At 62.8% G+C, this 16,777-nt stretch carries 16 protein-coding genes; 10 read left to right on the plus strand and 6 right to left on the minus strand.

The features are described 5' to 3' along the window. Position 1 precedes the first annotated feature (1 nt). Both RQ479_RS17300 and RQ479_RS17305 read right to left on the minus strand, forming a co-directional pair. Complete coding sequence (locus RQ479_RS17300; RefSeq protein ID WP_376701969.1) at positions 2 to 268, minus strand: DUF6894 family protein; 267 nt, start codon at positions 266 to 268, stop codon at positions 2 to 4. 103 nt (positions 269 to 371) lie between these two features. After that, positions 372 to 563 (minus strand): DUF3606 domain-containing protein, encoded by a 192-nt coding sequence (locus RQ479_RS17305; protein WP_292663960.1) that lies wholly within the window; start codon positions 561 to 563, stop codon positions 372 to 374. A 423-nt stretch (positions 564 to 986) separates the two neighbouring features. On the opposite strand from RQ479_RS17305, the gene RQ479_RS17310 reads away from it, so the two are divergent. The 3 genes from RQ479_RS17310 (at position 987) to RQ479_RS17320 (ending at position 2,395) form a co-directional block, all read left to right on the plus strand. After that, positions 987 to 1,286 (plus strand): DUF1236 domain-containing protein, encoded by a 300-nt coding sequence (locus RQ479_RS17310; protein WP_376701970.1) that lies wholly within the window; start codon positions 987 to 989, stop codon positions 1,284 to 1,286. Positions 1,287 to 1,426: 140 nt separating this feature from the next. Beyond that, positions 1,427 to 1,876, plus strand: coding sequence for a hypothetical protein (locus tag RQ479_RS17315; protein WP_376701971.1), 450 nt, complete (start codon positions 1,427 to 1,429; stop codon positions 1,874 to 1,876). 174 nt (positions 1,877 to 2,050) lie between these two features. Next, positions 2,051 to 2,395: a hypothetical protein gene (locus tag RQ479_RS17320; protein ID WP_254820014.1), complete on the plus strand. Its 345-nt coding sequence runs from the start codon at positions 2,051 to 2,053 to the stop codon at positions 2,393 to 2,395. A gap of 63 nt (positions 2,396 to 2,458) precedes the next feature. Here the strand turns inward: RQ479_RS17320 and ggt are convergent, their stop codons facing one another. From ggt to RQ479_RS17335, 3 genes are all read right to left on the minus strand, one after another. Next, complete coding sequence (gene ggt, locus RQ479_RS17325; RefSeq protein WP_376701972.1) at positions 2,459 to 4,195, minus strand: gamma-glutamyltransferase; 1,737 nt, start codon at positions 4,193 to 4,195, stop codon at positions 2,459 to 2,461. Between the two features lie 389 nt (positions 4,196 to 4,584). Further along, the gene (gene rhaI, locus RQ479_RS17330) at positions 4,585 to 5,877 is read right to left on the minus strand and encodes an L-rhamnose catabolism isomerase (protein WP_376701973.1); all 1,293 of its coding nucleotides are present in this window, start codon (positions 5,875 to 5,877) and stop codon (positions 4,585 to 4,587) included. Between the two features lie 178 nt (positions 5,878 to 6,055). Continuing rightward, positions 6,056 to 8,158 (minus strand): bifunctional rhamnulose-1-phosphate aldolase/short-chain dehydrogenase, encoded by a 2,103-nt coding sequence (locus tag RQ479_RS17335; protein WP_376701974.1) that lies wholly within the window; start codon positions 8,156 to 8,158, stop codon positions 6,056 to 6,058. A 187-nt stretch (positions 8,159 to 8,345) separates the two neighbouring features. Here RQ479_RS17335 and RQ479_RS17340 point away from each other — a divergent pair, with 187 nt between their 5' ends. From RQ479_RS17340 to RQ479_RS17370, 7 genes are all read left to right on the plus strand, one after another. Further along, a complete protein-coding gene (locus RQ479_RS17340; RefSeq protein ID WP_292660987.1) occupies positions 8,346 to 9,155 on the plus strand; it encodes a DeoR/GlpR family DNA-binding transcription regulator in 810 nt (269 codons plus the stop codon). 55 nt (positions 9,156 to 9,210) lie between these two features. Further along, positions 9,211 to 10,206: a rhamnose ABC transporter substrate-binding protein gene (gene rhaS, locus RQ479_RS17345; RefSeq protein WP_376701975.1), complete on the plus strand. Its 996-nt coding sequence runs from the start codon at positions 9,211 to 9,213 to the stop codon at positions 10,204 to 10,206. Positions 10,207 to 10,289: 83 nt separating this feature from the next. Then, the gene (locus tag RQ479_RS17350) at positions 10,290 to 11,831 is read left to right on the plus strand and encodes a sugar ABC transporter ATP-binding protein (protein WP_376701976.1); all 1,542 of its coding nucleotides are present in this window, start codon (positions 10,290 to 10,292) and stop codon (positions 11,829 to 11,831) included. Beyond that, on the plus strand, positions 11,828 to 12,805 hold the full coding sequence (locus RQ479_RS17355; protein WP_376701977.1) for an ABC transporter permease: 978 nt from the start codon (positions 11,828 to 11,830) through the stop codon (positions 12,803 to 12,805). The genes RQ479_RS17350 and RQ479_RS17355 overlap by 4 nt, the downstream gene beginning before the upstream one ends. Next, positions 12,802 to 13,803 carry an ABC transporter permease gene (locus RQ479_RS17360; protein WP_376701978.1) on the plus strand — a complete coding sequence of 334 codons (1,002 nt, stop codon included), beginning with the start codon at positions 12,802 to 12,804 and terminating at the stop codon, positions 13,801 to 13,803. The genes RQ479_RS17355 and RQ479_RS17360 overlap by 4 nt, the downstream gene beginning before the upstream one ends. Next, positions 13,803 to 14,120 (plus strand): L-rhamnose mutarotase, encoded by a 318-nt coding sequence (rhaM, locus tag RQ479_RS17365; RefSeq protein WP_352715637.1) that lies wholly within the window; start codon positions 13,803 to 13,805, stop codon positions 14,118 to 14,120. Before RQ479_RS17360 ends, rhaM begins: the two co-directional genes overlap by 1 nt. Next, on the plus strand, positions 14,117 to 15,487 hold the full coding sequence (locus tag RQ479_RS17370) for an FGGY-family carbohydrate kinase (RefSeq protein ID WP_376701979.1): 1,371 nt from the start codon (positions 14,117 to 14,119) through the stop codon (positions 15,485 to 15,487). Before rhaM ends, RQ479_RS17370 begins: the two co-directional genes overlap by 4 nt. Positions 15,488 to 15,523: 36 nt before the next feature. Here RQ479_RS17370 and RQ479_RS17375 read toward each other — a convergent pair whose 3' ends face one another. Then, positions 15,524 to 16,774: a D-amino acid dehydrogenase gene (locus RQ479_RS17375; RefSeq protein WP_376701980.1), complete on the minus strand. Its 1,251-nt coding sequence runs from the start codon at positions 16,772 to 16,774 to the stop codon at positions 15,524 to 15,526. Positions 16,775 to 16,777: the final 3 nt, after the last annotated feature.

Below are 16,777 nucleotides of genomic sequence, written 5' to 3' on the forward strand. Positions count from 1 at the left end.
GTCAGTTCGTGCGCAAGTCGATCTGGAAAATCCGCTCGTCGAAGTGCCGCGTTTCGACGGCAAAGGTCAAAGCCACTTCAAGGACCAGACCGCCATAGTCGTCCCGGACCTTGACTGCAATCCTGCGGTGAGGAAGGCCATCCCTGGCCATCTCGGCCAATGTGCGAAGGGCTTCTTTCCTGACCAGCGGGAAATCGTCGTATAACGTTCCCTGATCGTCGAAATAGACGATTCCGTCTTCATCGGAATCGAAGAAGTAGCGGGGCATTGCGCTTGGCCGAAGCGGCGGCATCCGGGCACGTTGTCGATAGCTGGCCGGGATCTCGGCCGATCGTGATCAGTGCCTTTCCACCGTTGGCTTCGCCGGCATCTCACTTGCGCGCGCGCAATGCCTTCACCGCCTGCGAGAGGATCATCCGGTCGCCACCGGTCCTCTTGATCAGCTTGCTCACCTGGCTGGGCGAAACACCATTTTCGCGCGCGAAATATTCGACCTCATAATACTCATCCGCCGAAACGCGATTGCGGTCGCTGAAGTCTCGCTTGCTCTTGTCGTCGGCCATTTCTCTTCTCCTCGCCCCTTCTCTTCGCTTCAGCGTCAACTTTGGTCAGAAGCACGCAGCAATTTGAGGGTTCGCCCGCCACAAAGTGACGCGCGAACCCTATCGGCGCAGGAAGGGACAGGGCTGCGCAGATGCCGGGTTCGATCGGAATGGAACAGCCAAGATCGGTGCGAGCAACCGTCGACTTTTTCCATGGAATCCTCCCGGAACGTGCAGCCAGCAACGGCCACGCGCCGCCGCGGTTCCGGGTCACGCGACAAACTCACCCTTTGCGCGCAAGGATCAGACTTAGGTCCTGCGGCAACACGTCGGTTGGTCCCTGCCGGGCGGGACCGAAGCCCCGTCGACGGAACGTTTTCAACTGCCTTCCGTTCGAGTGAGCCTTGGCGCGAAGAGCGGACCGAGTTCGCAAAGGAGACGACCATGAGAATGCATTTTTCCACCGCGGTGGCGGGACTGTTGCTGCTGGCAGGCGTCGGCGCCGCTGCGGCGCAAGACGTTGTCATCGAGCCGGAGCAGGAAACGGTCATCAAGGAGTATGTGAAGAAGCAGCCGCTGGCCTCGGTGAAAATCCCTGGGGTGGAGCTCAATATCGGCTCGACGCTCCCGGACACCGTCGAGCTTCGTGAGGTCCCGAACGTCAAATATCGTTATGTCATCGTTGACAACCGCACAGTTGTCGTCGACCCAGGCACGCGCAAGATCGTCAAGGTCATCGATTGACGTGAAAGCTCGGGCAGCCGTCGCCCGCCGCTCGGAAAATGAGCGGCGGGCGACGTATGCGTCAGGGGTTCCTCGGCGTCGTCGCTCGGCAGGAACCCCGCCGTACCGTGGAGGGCCGGGGGGCCTCACAGGCAGTTTCAATGCGAACAATCAGCAGACTTTTCGATTCCCTTGACCAGGCGGCGCGTGCCGTCGAAACGCTTCAGGCGGCAGGAATTGCCCGCCACCAGATCAGTGTCATCGGACCCTACGATGACGAAATCGACGCCGTCTTACGCGGTCCAGGCACCGGTGCCGCCCTTGGCGCGGCAGCCGGTTTGTTGGCCGGCCTCGGCGCCTTTGACATGCCCGGCATCGATCCCCTCGGCGCGGGATGGCTGGCATCGGCGCTCGTCGGTGCAGTCTTGGGCGGCGTTACCGGCAGACTACTGGGGAAATTGTCCCAAATCGGCAAGCAGCCGGGCCAGCGGGGTGCCGAACAAGGTGTGATCCTGGTGCTGGCGCATGTCGATGAAAGGCAGGCCGACACCGCACAGGCGGTGCTTGGGGCTTCCATTCAGGCGACGCAGTCTTTGGCTAGGGCGGCTTGAAGATTCAGCTCGGACAAAGCGCTTGACCAGGCCGCGCAACGGGCGATCAAAGCGCAAATCCAAAAATCTCTGGCAAGCCGCCGCCAGAAAGTGTTGAACACCGTGCCGATCACATTCGGCGAGCGGTTGCGCTCGGCGAGGCTTGATGATTTGCTGTCGGTTTGCGGAGAACGAATGATGCATGAGCCTGTCGGTCAAGACGAATATGGGTCGACCAGCCCGTTCGATCCGGACGATCTGTCGAGGTTGAACGCGATCGGCCCGAGCGCCGGCAGCAACGATTTCGAAAAATACGCAGTCGCCGTGATCATCGTGTTCGGCGCCCTGATCATCGGTGGCCTGATGGCTGCCGGCTTGAGCTTCGGGCGCCGCAGCACCTTCTTTTTCGCGCTTGGCGGCGCCACCGCGGCATGGATATCCGGCAATGCGCTTCTGCTCGACCGGCCGCGCATCTACGCCCTGTTCGTCGGCATCGCGGCGCTGATGCTGATCGCGTCCACGATCGCGCTGGTCACCTGATTCAGAGCGAAATCTTCTTGTTGACCGTGATCTTATCCGAAAACCGGTCCCCACTTCTGGGGTCTAATACCCGATAGCCTTGCCGGATGCGGCGCGGCTGTCGATGGCGCCATTGTAGCGGGCGCCGCCACCCTTCTCGATTTCCGCCAGGCTCTTGCCGCCGACCAGGATGCCAGCCGCCTGGCCCCAGGTCGTGTCGGCAAGATCGAGGTGGTAGCCCATGCCGGTGAGCAGCTTTTCGGTATCGGGCGACAGGCCGAAAGGTTCGATATAGACCGTGTCGGGCAACCATTGGTGATGGATGCGCGGTGCGTCGATCGCCTCCTGGATGTTCATGCCGTGGTCGATGACGTTGACGATCGCCTCCAGCGTGATGGTGATGATGCGTGAACCGCCGGGGCTGCCGATGACCATGAACGGCTTGCCGTCTTTGGCGAGGATGGTCGGGCTCATCGACGACAGCGGCGTCTTTTTCGGCGCGATCGCGTTCGCCTCGCCCTGGACCAGGCCATAGAGATTGGGCACTCCGGGTTTCTGGGTGAAGTCGTCCATCTCGTTGTTGAGCAGGATGCCGGTGCCGCCGGCGACAACGCCGGCGCCGAAAGAGCCGTTCAGCGTGTAGGTTACCGCGACGGCGTTGCCATCATTGTCGATGATCGAATAATGCGTCGTCTCGTTGCTCTCGCCAAAGCCCATCGGCATCAGTTCCTGCGAGACGCCGGCCCGGAACGGATCGATCTTTTCGCGGATTTCCCTGGCGTAATTCTTGTCGAGCAGTTTTGCGACCGGGTTGTCGACGAAGCCGGGATCGCCGAGCGCCGAATTGCGGTCGACATAGGCGTGGCGCATCGCCTCGACCATGACGTGGACCGTCTCGGCCGAACCGGCGCCGAGATAGGACAGCGGATAGAACTCAAGCACGTTGAGGACCTCGCAGATGATGACGCCGCCGGAGCTCGGCGGCGGCGAGGAAATGATCTCGTAGCCGCGATAATTGCAGGTCGCCGGCTTGAGCTCGCGCACCGCGTAGTTTTCGAAATCGGCCCTGGCCAGAATGCCGCCCTTCTCGCCGCTCGGCTTGACGATAGCGTCGGCGATCGCGCCTTTGTAGAAGCCATCCGCCCCGCGTCCGGAAATGGCGGCTAGCGAAGCCGCTAGATCGGGCTGAACAAGGCGCTCGCCGACAGCATAAGGCTTGCCGTCCGGCTTGAGGAAAATGGCTGCCGCCGCTGGGTCCCTCGCCAACCGCTCCGCGCCGCCCTGGAGCGAGGCCGCATCGCCCTGCTCCAGCACGAAGCCTTCCTTGGCAAAGCGGATGGCCGGCGCCAGCAAGTCCTGCCGCGTCAGCGTGCCGTATTTCTCCCGCGCCAACTCGAAACCGGCAACCGAGCCCGGCACGCCGACCGCCAGATAGCCGTCAAGACTGGCGCCCTTCACCGGCTTGCCGTCCTTGTCGAGATACATGGTTTTCGTCGCGGCCAGCGGCGCGCGCTCGCGAAAATCGAGGAAGGTCGAGCGGCCGTCCTTGAAGCGGATGGTCATGAAGCCGCCACCGCCGATGTTGCCGGCGGTCGGATGGACCACGGCCAGCGCATAGCCCACGGCGATTGCGGCATCGACGGCATTGCCGCCCTTCTTCAGCACCTCGACGCCGACCTCAGACGCAAGATGCTGGGCGGTCACAACCATGCCGTGCTCGCCCTTCGCCGGCTGCGGCGAGGCGGCAAAGGCGAGGAATGGGACGAAGGTCAGGGTGAGGGAAAGGCTTACGGCGATTAGGGTTCGGCGGGTGTTGTGCATGGCCGTTCTCCGAGCGTGGGTAGGCCTAGGAAACGCGCTTGGAGAGGTTGAGTCTACTGACAATGATGGAAAGATACGGCGAGGCTTCGCGCCTTCTATCAACGCCTGGGGTTCCTCGCCCCCATTCATGAGGGGAGAGGTGGCCGCGAAGCGGCCGGAGAGGGGCCTTCGTAGAGCGCGGCTCCCCTCTCCGTCTCGGCTTCGCCGAGCCACCTCTCCCCCACTTTCGTGGGGGCGAGGAACCCAAGCTGAAATGAAGCCAACATTCAACGCTGACAGGCAATTTTGTTCTTGCTTTGTGCCGGCAGCTATGCTACTAATTTGGGTATGGTGCCAATTGGCTCCAACGACCCGTCCGCCGAGGCGGGTTTTTCATTTTCACCCCAGCTTCAAACAATCCCGCCGCCGACGCTCGCCACCGCCGGCCGTTCCGCTGCAACCTTCGCCCGGTAGCCGGCTGCGCGGTAGGCGGCGACTGGATCGATCGCGCCGCCGGTCTTGAGCCGTGCCATGGCAAGGATCGGCTCGACATCGGTGCGATAGGCTGTCTTCAGCGTCTGCGTCGCCATCAGCGCGTCATTGGCGTCCTGGAAGCCTTCGAGCGCCTTGCGGTCGACCAGCAGCGCCTGGGCATAGGCGCGTTGCACTTCTATCGCCGACAACATCAGGCTTTCGATCGGATCGGTGACGTTGTGGCTCTGGTCGAGCATGTGGGCCGGATCGAAACCTTCGGCACCGGCAAGCTCGGCATCGACCAGCTCGTTGAAGACGAGAAACAGCCGGTAGGGATCGATCGAGCCGGCGTCGAGGTCGTCGTCGCCATATTTCGAATCGTTGAAGTGGAAGCCGCCGAGCTTCTTGAACTGGATCAGCCGCGACACGATCATCTCGATATTGACGTTGGGGGCGTGATGGCCGAGGTCGACCAGGCAGAACGCCTTGTCGCCAAGCTCTTTGGCGATGATGTAGTTGGTGCCCCAATCCTGCACGACGGTCGAATAGAAGGCCGGCTCGTACATCTTGTGCTCGGTGAACAGCTTCCAGTCGCCCGGCAGTCCGGCATAGATCTCCTTCATCGCGTCGAGATAGCGCTCGAACGCCTTGGCAAAATTGACCTGGCCGGGAAAATTCGAGCCGTCGCCGATCCACACCGTCAGCGCTTTCGAGCCCAGCGTCCTGCCGATCTCGATGCATTCGAGATTGTGCTCGACGGCCTGCCGGCGTGTTGCCGCGTCGGCATGCGACAGCGAGCCGAATTTATAGGAAAGTTTTTGGTCCCTGGCGTCGGAGAAGGTGTTGGAGTTGATGGCGTCGAAGCCGAGGCCGAAGCGGGATGCCGCCTGCTTCAGCCGGTTCGGATCGGCCTTGTCCCAGGGAATATGCAGCGAGACGGTCGGCGTCGCCTGCGTCAGCTGCCGGATGACGGCGCAGTCCTCGATCTTGTCGAAAATGTCGCGCGGCTCGCCGGCACCGGGAAAGCGGGCAAAGCGGGTGCCGCCGGTGCCGACGCCCCAGGACGGGATGGCGACGGCGAATTTCTCGACCTTGTCTCTGACAGCATCGATGGCAATGCCGCGGCGGTCGAGGCGCTCGCCGAGGGACTCGTAGTCGCGCTTGAGGTCGGCGTTGCGGGCGGCATTGTGCCTGTCGACGAGGTCGGCGGAGATGATGGTTTCAGACATGGTGGTTTCCTCCCAATTTGCGTTGGTCGGCGCTGCCCCTCACCCTTACCCTCTCCCCGTAAAGAACGGGGAGAGGAGGGATCACCGGCGTTGGAGCGCTTCCCTTCTCCCCGTCACAATACGGGGAGAAGGTGCCGGTAGGCGGATGAGGGGCAGCGCAACCCTCAAAGACGGTCGCTTATCGCGCAAAACTCTGCGCGTTGCCGGCGTCGACGTTGATGATGTTGCCGGTCGATTTTGCCGACATGTCGGAGGCGAAGAAATAGATCGCCTCGGCGATGTCTTCGGGGAATACCGAGCGCTTCAGCATCGAACGCGAGCGGTAGTGCTCTTCGAGATCATCGGTCGACATCTTGTAGGCGGCGGCGCGCTGTTCCTTCCACTCGCCGGTCCAGATCTTCGAGCCGCGCAGCACGGCGTCGGGATTGACGACATTGACCCTGATCTGCGCTTCCGCGCCTTCCAGCGCCAGGCAGCGTGCCAGATGGATTTCGGCGGCCTTGGCTGTGCAATAGGCGGCGGCGTTGGGCGATGCGGCAAGCCCGTTCTTGGAGGCGACGAAGACGACGTTGCCGCCGATGTTTTGCGCCCGGAACAACCGGAATGCTTCCCGCGAAACGAGGAAGTACCCGGTCGACAAAATGTCCATGTTCTTGTTCCACAGCGCCAGCGTGGTGTCCTCGATCGGCGCCGAGGAGGCCAGGCCGGCATTGGAGACCAGAATATCGATGCCGCCGAATTCGACCGCCGTCTCGGCAAAACCGGAGACCACCTGATCCTCGGACGTGACGTTGATGACGACGGGCCGCACGAAATCCTTGCCGTAGGCTTTCGCCAGTTCGTCATTGGCGCTGGCAAGGGCTGCCTCGTCGATGTCGGCCAGCACGACGCAGGCGCCTTCGCGCAACAGCCGGTTGGCGGTCGCCCGGCCGATGCCGCCGGCGCCGCCGGTGACCAGCGCGATCTGGCCGGCAAGAGCCTTTGGTTTCGGCAGGCGCTGCAGCTTTGCCTCTTCGAGCAGCCAGTATTCGATGTCGAAGGCTTCCTGGTCGGGCAGGCCGACATAGGTCGAGACCGTCGAGGCACCGCGCATGACGTTGATGGCGTTGACGTAGAATTCGCCCGAAATTCGCGCCGTCGCCTTGTCGCCGGCGAAGGTGAACATGCCGACGCCGGGCATCAGATAGACGACGGCGTTGGGATCGCGCACCGGCGGCGAATCCGCGTGCTTGCAGCGGTCATAATAAGCCTGATAGCCGACGCGATACTCCGCCACATCGTCGGCAAGACGGGCAATGACGGCATCGACGTCGGGATTTTGGGGGTCGAACTCGATGACCAGCGGCCGGATCTTGGTGCGCAGGAAGTGGTCCGGGCAGGACGTGCCGAGTGCCGCCAGCGGCCGCAAATCCCTGGAATTGACGAATTCGAGCACCGCAGGGGAATCGTCGAAATGGCCGAGCTTGTGGCTATTCTCCGAGATCAGGCCACGGATCCTCGGCATCAGTTTTGCGGCCACGGCGCGACGCGCCGGCGCATCGAGCGATTTGACCGCTTCGCCGCCGAAGATCGGCTTGCCCTGGCTCTTGCGCTCGAACCAGTCGATCGCCTGGTTGATCACCGAGATCGTCGTTTCGTAGCATTCCTTCGGCGTGTCGCCCCAGCTGAACAGGCCATGGCTGGCCAGCACGACACCCTTGGCGTCGGGGTTCTCGAGGCAGAATTTCTCCAGCCACAGGCCGAGCTCGAAACCCGGACGTTTCCATGGCAGCCAGCCGATCGTGTCGCCGAAGATCTCCTTGGTCAGCGCCTGCGAATCCTTGGCGGCGGCAATGGCGATGATGGCATCGGGATGCATATGGTCGACATAAGGCTTCGGCACGAAGGCATGCAGCGGCGTGTCGATGGAAGCCGCGCGCGGGTTGAGGTTGAAGGTGCAATGGGGCAGATAGCCGACCATCTCGTCCTCATGTTCGAGGCCGCGATAGAGACCTTTCAGCGCCCGCAATTTGTCCATGTAGAGCGTGGCGAAGCCGTCTGTTTTAATCGAGCCGCTGTCGCCGCCCGAGCCCTTGACCCACAGCACTTCCACGCTCTCGCCGGTGAGCGGATCCTTTTGCCAGATCTTGGAGGAGGTGTTGCCGCCGCCATAATTGGTGACGCGCTTGTCGGAGCCAAGGACGTTCGAGCGATAGACCAGACGTTCGGGCTCGCTCATTGCTTGCGCTTTTGCGTCATCCCAAAGATTGGCGAGGCGCGTGCCGGAGCGCTTGTCGAGCATAGATATCCTCCCTTTGGGACACGCAAACGGCGCGGGTCCCTTTTGTGCGAATTTCTACGCAAGCGGCCGTCTTGTCAATCACAAACGATCAACATCAATCATATTGCAGTGCACAATGAAATTATCTGATCGGAAATGATTGACACTGCGCGCTTTGGGTGCCTAGATGCTCAGGCAGGGAGGAACCATGCACGAGAAAGAGCGCCACAGGATCATTCTGTCCGCCGTCCAGGAGAAACCTGTGGTGACGGTGCAGGAGATGGTCGACCTGACAGAGTCGTCGGAGGCGACGATCCGGCGCGACATCGCGGCATTGCATGTGCAAAAGCGCCTGCGCCGGGTGCGCGGCGGCGCCGAGGCGCTCTCGCCGCCGCAATTCATCGGCCTTGCCGGCCGGCCCTTTTCCGTCAACGAGACCATCAACGCCTCGCAGAAGCGGGCAATCGCGCGGGAAGCCGTGGAACTGTGCAAGGATGGCGAGCCGATCATCATCAATGGCGGCACCACCACCTTCCAGATGGTGCATTTCCTGACCGGCCGCCGCATGCCGATCTTCACCAATTCCTTCCCGATCGCCGAGCACTTGCTCAGGCACTCCAAGAACACGGTGATGCTGTCGGGCGGCACCATCTACCGCGAGCAGAACATCATCCTGTCGCCGTTCGACAATGACGTGACGCGCAATTTCTACGCGCGCCGCATGTTCATGGGCGCGCAAGGGCTGGGGCCGCTCGGTCTTATGGAAGGCGACCCGCTGCTGATCCAGGCAGAGCAGAAGCTGATCGACCAGGCAGACGAGCTGGTGGTGCTGGTCGATTCCTCGAAGTTCCGCAAACGCTCGAGCCTGATCCTGTGCGGCCTGTCGCGCATCGCCACGGTGATCACCGACGACGGCATCGAGGATCGCGAGGCCAAGATGCTGGAGACCGCCGGCGTGACGCTGATCGTCGCCCGTACAACGCTAGGCAATAAGGAAGAATCTTCGCTGCAGGCCTGAGAAACACTCACGCCCGCAGCGGCGATGGAATGCAACGCTCAAGGGAGGATATTCGATGAGCTTTCTGAAGAAATTGATGGTTACGGCGGCGTTCTCCGCAGCCATGTTCGTGAATGCCGCCTACGCCGAAAACGTCAAGATCGCGCTGGTGGTGAAGTCGCTCGGCAACGGCTTCTTCGACGCCGCCAACAAGGGCGCCGAAGAGGCGGCCAAGGAGCTCGGCGATGTCGACATCATCTACACCGGCCCGACCAAGGCGACCGCCGAAGCGCAGATCGAAGTGGTCAATTCGCTGATCGCACAGAAGGTCAACGCCATCGCCATTTCGGCGAACGACGCCGACGCGCTGGTGCCGGTGCTGAAGAAGGCAATGGAGCGCGGCATTACCGTCATCTCCTGGGATTCAGGCGTCGCGCCGGAAGGACGCCAGCTTCACCTCAACCCCTCCGACACCAACCTGATCGGCGAGACCATCATCAAGCTCGCCGCCGACTACCTGCCGGAAGGCGGCGATGTCGCCATCCTGTCGGCTTCGTCGACCGCGACCAACCAGAACGCCTGGATCGACGCGGCCAAGAAGGTGCTGCCGGAGAAGTTCCCCAAGATCAAGCTCGTCGCCACCGTCTACGGCGACGACGACTCGGCCAAGAGCACGGACGAGGCCAAGGGTCTGCTGAAGTCCTATCCGAACCTCAAGGCGATCATCGCGCCGACCACGGTCGGCGTCGTTGCCGCCGCGCAACTGGTGACCGACGAAGGCCTGATCGGCAAGGTCAACGTCACCGGCCTGGCGCTGCCGTCGGAGTTCAAGAAGTTCATCGACAATGGCGCCAGCCAGGCGGTTGCGCTGTGGAACCCGATCGACCTCGGCTACTCCGCCGTCTACCTCGCCCACGACCTGGCGGTGAAGAAGGAAGAGGCGAAGCCCGGCGCGACGCTGTCGATCGGCCGTGTCGGCAAGGTCACGCTCGATGACACCAACTCGGCTGCGATGGCTCCGCCCTTCCAGTTCGACAAGTCGAACATCGAAAAGTTCTCCAAGATCTATTGATCCTGGAGCCTTCGAAACGGTGCGGCGGGGCTCAGGTCCCGCCGCGCTTTCAAACGAACCTTGTTTCAGGGCTTGATACGATTATGGACACGACAGCCCAGCACGAAGTGGCGAAGGAAGCGCCTTTGTCTTCCGGACCGCGCCTAACGCTGTCCGGCATCTCGAAAAGCTTTCCCGGCGTGCGCGCGCTGCACGATGTCGGCCTGTCGCTCTATCCCGGGCAGGTAACCGCGCTGATCGGCGAAAACGGCGCCGGCAAGTCGACGCTGGTCAAGATCATGACCGGCATCTACCAGCCTGATGCTGGCACGATCAGCATCGACGGCCAGCCGGTCACACTGCCCAGCGCCCACGCCGCGTTCGGGCATGGCATCACCCCCATCCACCAGGAAACCGTGCTGTTCGACGATCTGACGGTGGCCGAGAACATCTTCCTCGGCCATGCGCCGCGCACGCGTTTCAAAACCATCGACTGGCGCACCATGCGCAAGAATGCCCGCGAGGTGCTCGACACGATGGGCGCCGGCCATATCGACGCCGACGCCAGGCTGAAGGATCTCGGCATCGCCAACAAGCACCTCGTCGCGGTTGCCCGCGCCATGTCGATCGACGCGCGGATCGTCATCATGGACGAGCCGACGGCAGCGCTTTCGATGAAGGAGATCGAAGAGCTTTTCCTGCTGATCGAATTCCTCAAGAGCGACGGCAAGGCGATCCTGTTCATCAGCCACAAATTCGATGAGATCTACCGCATCGCCGACCGCTATACCGTGTTCCGCGACGGCGAGATGGTCGGCGAAGGCCTGATCAAGGACGCCGGCCAGAGCCAGATCGTGCGCATGATGGTCGGCCGCTCGGTCGATCACATCTTTCCGCAGCGCAAGGCCGAGATCGGCGCGCCGGTGCTGGCCGTCTCCGGCCTATCGCACCCGACCGAGTTCAACGACATAGGCTTCGAGCTGCACAGGGGCGAAATCCTCGGCTTCTACGGCCTTGTCGGCGCCGGGCGCAGCGAGGTGATGCAGGCGATATCAGGCATCACCCGCACCAGCGGAGGCACGATCACGCTGGAGGGTAAGGCAATCTCGCCGAAATCGGCGGCGGATTCGATCGATGCCGGCGTCGTCTACGTGCCGGAGGAACGCGGCAAGCAAGGCGTGGTGATCGGCCTGCCGATCTTCCAGAATGTCTCGCTGCCTTCGCTCAAACGGACATCCAAATCCGGCATATTGCGGCTGGCCGAAGAGTTCGCGATGGCCCGCTCCTACACCGAGCGGCTCGACCTGCGGGCCTCCTCGCTCAGCCAGGACGTCGGCACACTGTCGGGCGGCAACCAGCAGAAGATCGTCATCGCCAAATGGTTGGCGACCGCGCCCAAGGTGATCATACTGGACGAGCCGACGAAGGGAATCGACATCGGCTCGAAGGCGGCCGTGCACGGCTTCATGGCCGAGCTCGTCGCGCAAGGCCTGTCGGTGATCATGGTGTCGTCCGAATTGCCGGAAATCCTCGGCATGTCGGACCGCGTCGTCGTCATGCGCGAGGGCCGCATTGCCGCGGTCTACGACAATAAGGGGCTCGACGCCGAAACACTGGTCACAACGGCAGCGGGGATCGCGGCATGAAGGCTTTTCTCAGATATCGCGAGGTCTGGCTGCTGGCGGCAATCGTCATGCTGATCGGGCTGATCTCAACGCGTTTTCCAGGTTTTGCCGATCCGGCCAATCTGCGCCAGGTGTTCAACGACACGTCGATCCTGATGATCCTGGCGCTCGGCCAGATGGTCGTCATCCTGACCCGCTCGATCGACCTGTCGATGGCTTCCAATCTCTGCTTCACCGGCATGGCGGTGGCGATGCTGAACGCCGCGCATCCGGCAATCCCGATCCCGCTGCTGATCGTCATCGCACTTCTGATCGGGCTCGTGCTCGGCGCCATCAACGGCCTGCTGGTATGGCGGCTGAACATTCCCTCGATCGTGGTTACGCTCGGCACGCTCACCATCTACCGCGGCGCCACCTTTGTCATATCAGGCGGCGCCTGGGTCAATGCCGACCAGATGAGCGCTGATTTCATCGGGCTGCAGCGCGCGGCTTTCCTCGGCATTCCGGTGCTGTCCTGGATCGCCCTGCTGGTCATTGCATTGTTTTTCCTCGTGATGACGCGCACCGCGCTCGGCCGCTCGATCTACGCCATCGGCGTCAACCCAACGGCATCGGTCTATGCCGGCATCGATGTCGGCCGGACGAAATTCATCGTCTTCTGCATCTCGGGGATGATCGGCGGCCTCTGCGGCTATCTCTGGATCTCGCGCTACGTCATCGCCTCGGTCGAGGTCGCCAATGGCTATGAGCTCAACATCATCGCCGCCTGCGTCATCGGCGGCATCTCGATCGCCGGCGGCATCGGCTCGGTCGGCGGCGCGGTGCTCGGTGCGCTGTTCCTTGGCATCATCTCCAACGCGCTGCCGGTCATCAACATCTCACCCTTCTGGCAGATGGCGATTTCAGGCAGCGCCATCATCCTGGCCGTAGTGCTCAACGCACGCGGCGAACGCCGGCAAGGCCGCATCATTCTCAAGAAGGCGGAAGCGGCATGACCGACACCCCTGCCCCACGCCACATTCCCGACCGGCTCGACAAGCCTTTCACTGCGGCGATTTTCTCATGGGAGGCACTGCTGGTCGCGGTGGCCATCGCTATCTTTGCCGTGAATAGTTTTGCCTCGCCCTATTTCCTCGACGCGTGGTCGCTGTCGGACCTGACTTTCAACTTCACGGAAAAGGCGCTGATCGCGCTGGCCATGGCGCTGCTGATCATCTCCGGCGAAATCGACCTGTCGGTCGCCGCCGTCATCGCACTCGCCTCGACAATGATGGGCATGGCGGTGCAGGCCGGCGCCGGCACGCCTGCCCTGGTGGCAATCGGCCTCGTCGTCGGGGTCGGCTGCGGCGCCTTCAACGGCCTGCTCGTCACCAGGCTCGGCTTGCCGTCGATCGTCGTCACCATCGGCACGATGAGCCTGTTTCGCGGCATTGCCTTCATCATCCTGGGCGACCGTGCCTATAAGGGCTACCCCGCGAGTTTCGCCTTCTTCGGCCAGGGCTATGTCTGGTGGGTCGTGTCGTTCGAACTGACGCTGTTCCTGATCGGGGCGGTCGTCTACTGGTTCCTTCTGCACCGGACGAGCTTCGGCCGCCGGGTCTTTGCCATCGGCAACAACCCGGTCGCGGCGCAGTTTTCCGGCGTGCGCGTCGGCCGCATCAAATTCATCCTGTTTTGCCTGACCGGACTGATGGCGGGCATCGCCTCGGTGCTGATCACATCGCGGCTCGGCTCGACCCGGCCGTCCATCGCGCAGGGCTACGAGCTCGAAGTCATCACCATGGTGGTGCTCGGCGGCGTCAGCATCCTGGGCGGCGCCGGCAGCATTTTGGGCGTGGTGCTGGCGGCCTTCATCATGGGGCTGGTGACCTTCGGCCTCGGCCTGCTCAACGTTCCCGGGATCGTCATGTCGATCTTCATCGGCCTGCTGCTGATCATCGTCATCGCGCTGCCGATCCTGTGGCGGCGCGTGCGGCGGGAGCGCTTTGCCTGATGCCGGAGAAATACGCGTTCAAAATGAAGCTCAATCCGGGCATGAAGGCCGAATACAAGAGGCGCCACGACGACATCTGGCCGTCACTCGTCGCGTTGCTGAAACAGGCCGGTATCTCCGATTATTCGATCCATCTCGACGAGGAGACCAACATACTGTTCGGCGTGCTGTGGCGACGCGATGACCACGGTATGGACGAATTGCCGAAGCATCCGGTGATGCAGCGTTGGTGGGCCGAGATGGCGGACATCATGGAGACCAAGCCGAACAACGAGCCGGTGGCGGTGCCGCTGGAAACAATGTTCCATATGGAATGACCCGCCACGTCGCCGTCATCGATATTGGCAAGACCAACGCCAAGGTGGCGCTGGTCGATCTTGCCGCAGCAAGCGAAGTCGCGCTGCGCAGGATGGTGAACGAGCCGGTTCGGCAAGGCCCATACCCGCACCATGACGTCGAGCGGTTATGGGCGTTTATCCTCGGCAGCCTGGCCGAGATCGATCGCGAGCAGCGCATCGACGCGATATCGACCACCACCCATGGCGCGACGGCGGTTCTGGTCGACGCATCTGGCGAACGGGCGCTGCCGGTGCTCGATTACGAATTCGACGGGCCGGATGCCCTTGCCGGAGACTATGACACGATCCGTCCGGCATTCTCCGAGACCGGCTCGCCGCGCCTGCCGGCCGGCCTCAATCTCGGCGCGCAGCTGTTCTGGCAGCAGAAGCGCTTTCCGGCGGATTTCGCCAGAACCGCAGCGATGCTGATGTATGCGCAATACTGGGCCTTGCGCCTGACCGGCGTCGCAGCGAGCGAGGTGACTTCGCTCGGCTGCCACACTGATCTGTGGAACCCGTGGAAAGCGGATTTTTCCTCACTGGTCGACCGGCTGCAATGGCGCCGGCTAATGGCGCCGGTGCGGCCGGCCAAGGACCGCTTGGGCCCGATCCTGCCCGCTCTCGCGCGGCAAACCGGCCTCGATCCGCAAACGCCGGTGTTTTGCGGTCTGCACGATTCCAACGCCTCGCTGCTGCCGCATCTCCTGTCCGACAAGCCGCCTTTCTCCGTCGTCTCGACCGGCACCTGGGTGGTGTCGATGGCGGTTGGCGGCAGCAAGGTCACGCTCGATCCGGCCCGCGACACGCTGGTCAATGTCAACGCGCTCGGCGATGCCGTGCCGTCGGCGCGTTTCATGGGCGGCCGTGAGTTCTCCGGGCTGACGGAAGGCCAATCGGAAGACTGGACCGAAGACGATGTCGCCGCGGTGCTCGCGCGCAAGACGTCCCTCTTGCCTTCGACCCAACAGGGTTCGGGGCCGTTTCCGCATCATACCGCATCATGGCTTAACGCGGACGGTATGACCGCCGGCCAGCGCTTTGTCGCCATCTCGTTCTACCTGGCGCTGATGACCGCGACCTGCCTCGATCTGATCGGCGCCGATGGTCCCACCATCGTCGAAGGACCCTTCGCCCGCAACCGGCTGTTCATCCGCATGCTGGCGGCAATGACGGCGCGCGCCGTCATTGCCTCCGAGGCCGCGACAGGCACCAGCATCGGCGCCGCCTTGCTGGCGTCGGGCCAGGGGACACCGCGAGGCAGAGGCGAAAGGACCGAACCGTCGGCCGATCCACTCTGGACAAGTTACGTGCGCTCCTGGCGTTCGGCGGTCGACGAACGAGCCTGACCGCCGAGCTCATGGCGCCCTGATTTCCGGAGATGCCTAGCCCGCGTAGAGCAATCCTTGCGGATCGATCTCCGGCTTGCGGCCGGCAACTATGTCGGCAAGGAACTTTCCCGAGCCGCAGGCCATGGTCCAGCCGAGATGGCCGTGGCCGGTGTCGAGGTAGAGATTGTCGTACCGCGCCCGTCCGATGACCGGCACGGAGTTCGGCATCATCGGGCGAAGTCCAGCCCAGAGCTCGGCCTTGCTCTCGTCGAAGGCACCCGGGAACAGGTCCTTGCCGGTGTTCAGGATCGAGTTGAAATCGCGTGGCTTGAACGTGCGGTCGAAACCGTTGAACTCCGCCGTCGAGGACATCCGCAGCCGATTTCCCAGCCTGGAATAGCCGATCAGCCGGTCCTCGTCGGCGCCACCCATGATCGGCCCCTTGCTTTTATCTTCCAGCGGAACAGTCACGGTATAGCCCTTCACGGGATAGACGGGCAGGTCGATGCCGTAGCGGCGGCCGAGCAGACCGCTCTCCGGTCCCATAGAGATGACCACCGCATCGCCGGCCACGGGGCCGGCCGAGGTCATCACCGCGCGCACGCGGTCGCCGTCGATGTCGAGGCCTTCGACAGTGGTGCCGTAGAGGAATTGGACGCCGAGTTTTTCGGCGGCATAGGCAGCGAGGCGCTGCGTGAATTGGCTGGAGTCGCCGGTCTGGTCGATCGGCGAATAGACGCCGCCGGCAATCTTGTCCTTGGCGCCGGCGAGGCCTGGCTCGAGCTCGACCAGCCGGTCGCGGCCGACGATCTCGATCGGCAGGCCGTGTTCGCCGAGATAGCGGTAATTGTCGCTGCCGGTATCAAAGCTCTGCTGCGAGCGGAAGAAATACAGAATGCCTTTCTTGCGCTCGTCATAGTGGATGCCGGTCTCGGCGGTGACGGCGTTGATGCAGTCGCGCGAATAGAGCGCCAGACGCAGCTTGACGTCGGTGTTGGCGCGCATGCGCTTATGCGTGCACTGGCGCAGGAAGCGCAGGCTCCAGGCGAAAAAATACGGATCGAAGCGCAGGCGCACCTTGATGCCGAGATCGTGGTTGTAGAGGCCACGCAGGAACGTTTTAAGTGCGGCGGGCGAGGCCCAGGCGGTGGCATCGCCGGGCGACACCAGGCCGGCATTCGACCGGCTGGTGCCGCGCGCCGCCGCCGGATGGCGCTCGATCACCGTCACCGCATGGCCGTCGCTGGCCAGACAATAGGCCGCCGCCGTGCCGACGACGCCGGCTCCAAGCACCGATATTTTCATTCC

Source organism: Mesorhizobium sp. ISC25 (assembly GCF_042295465.1).
In the GTDB taxonomy this organism is placed as follows: domain Bacteria; phylum Pseudomonadota; class Alphaproteobacteria; order Rhizobiales; family Rhizobiaceae; genus Mesorhizobium.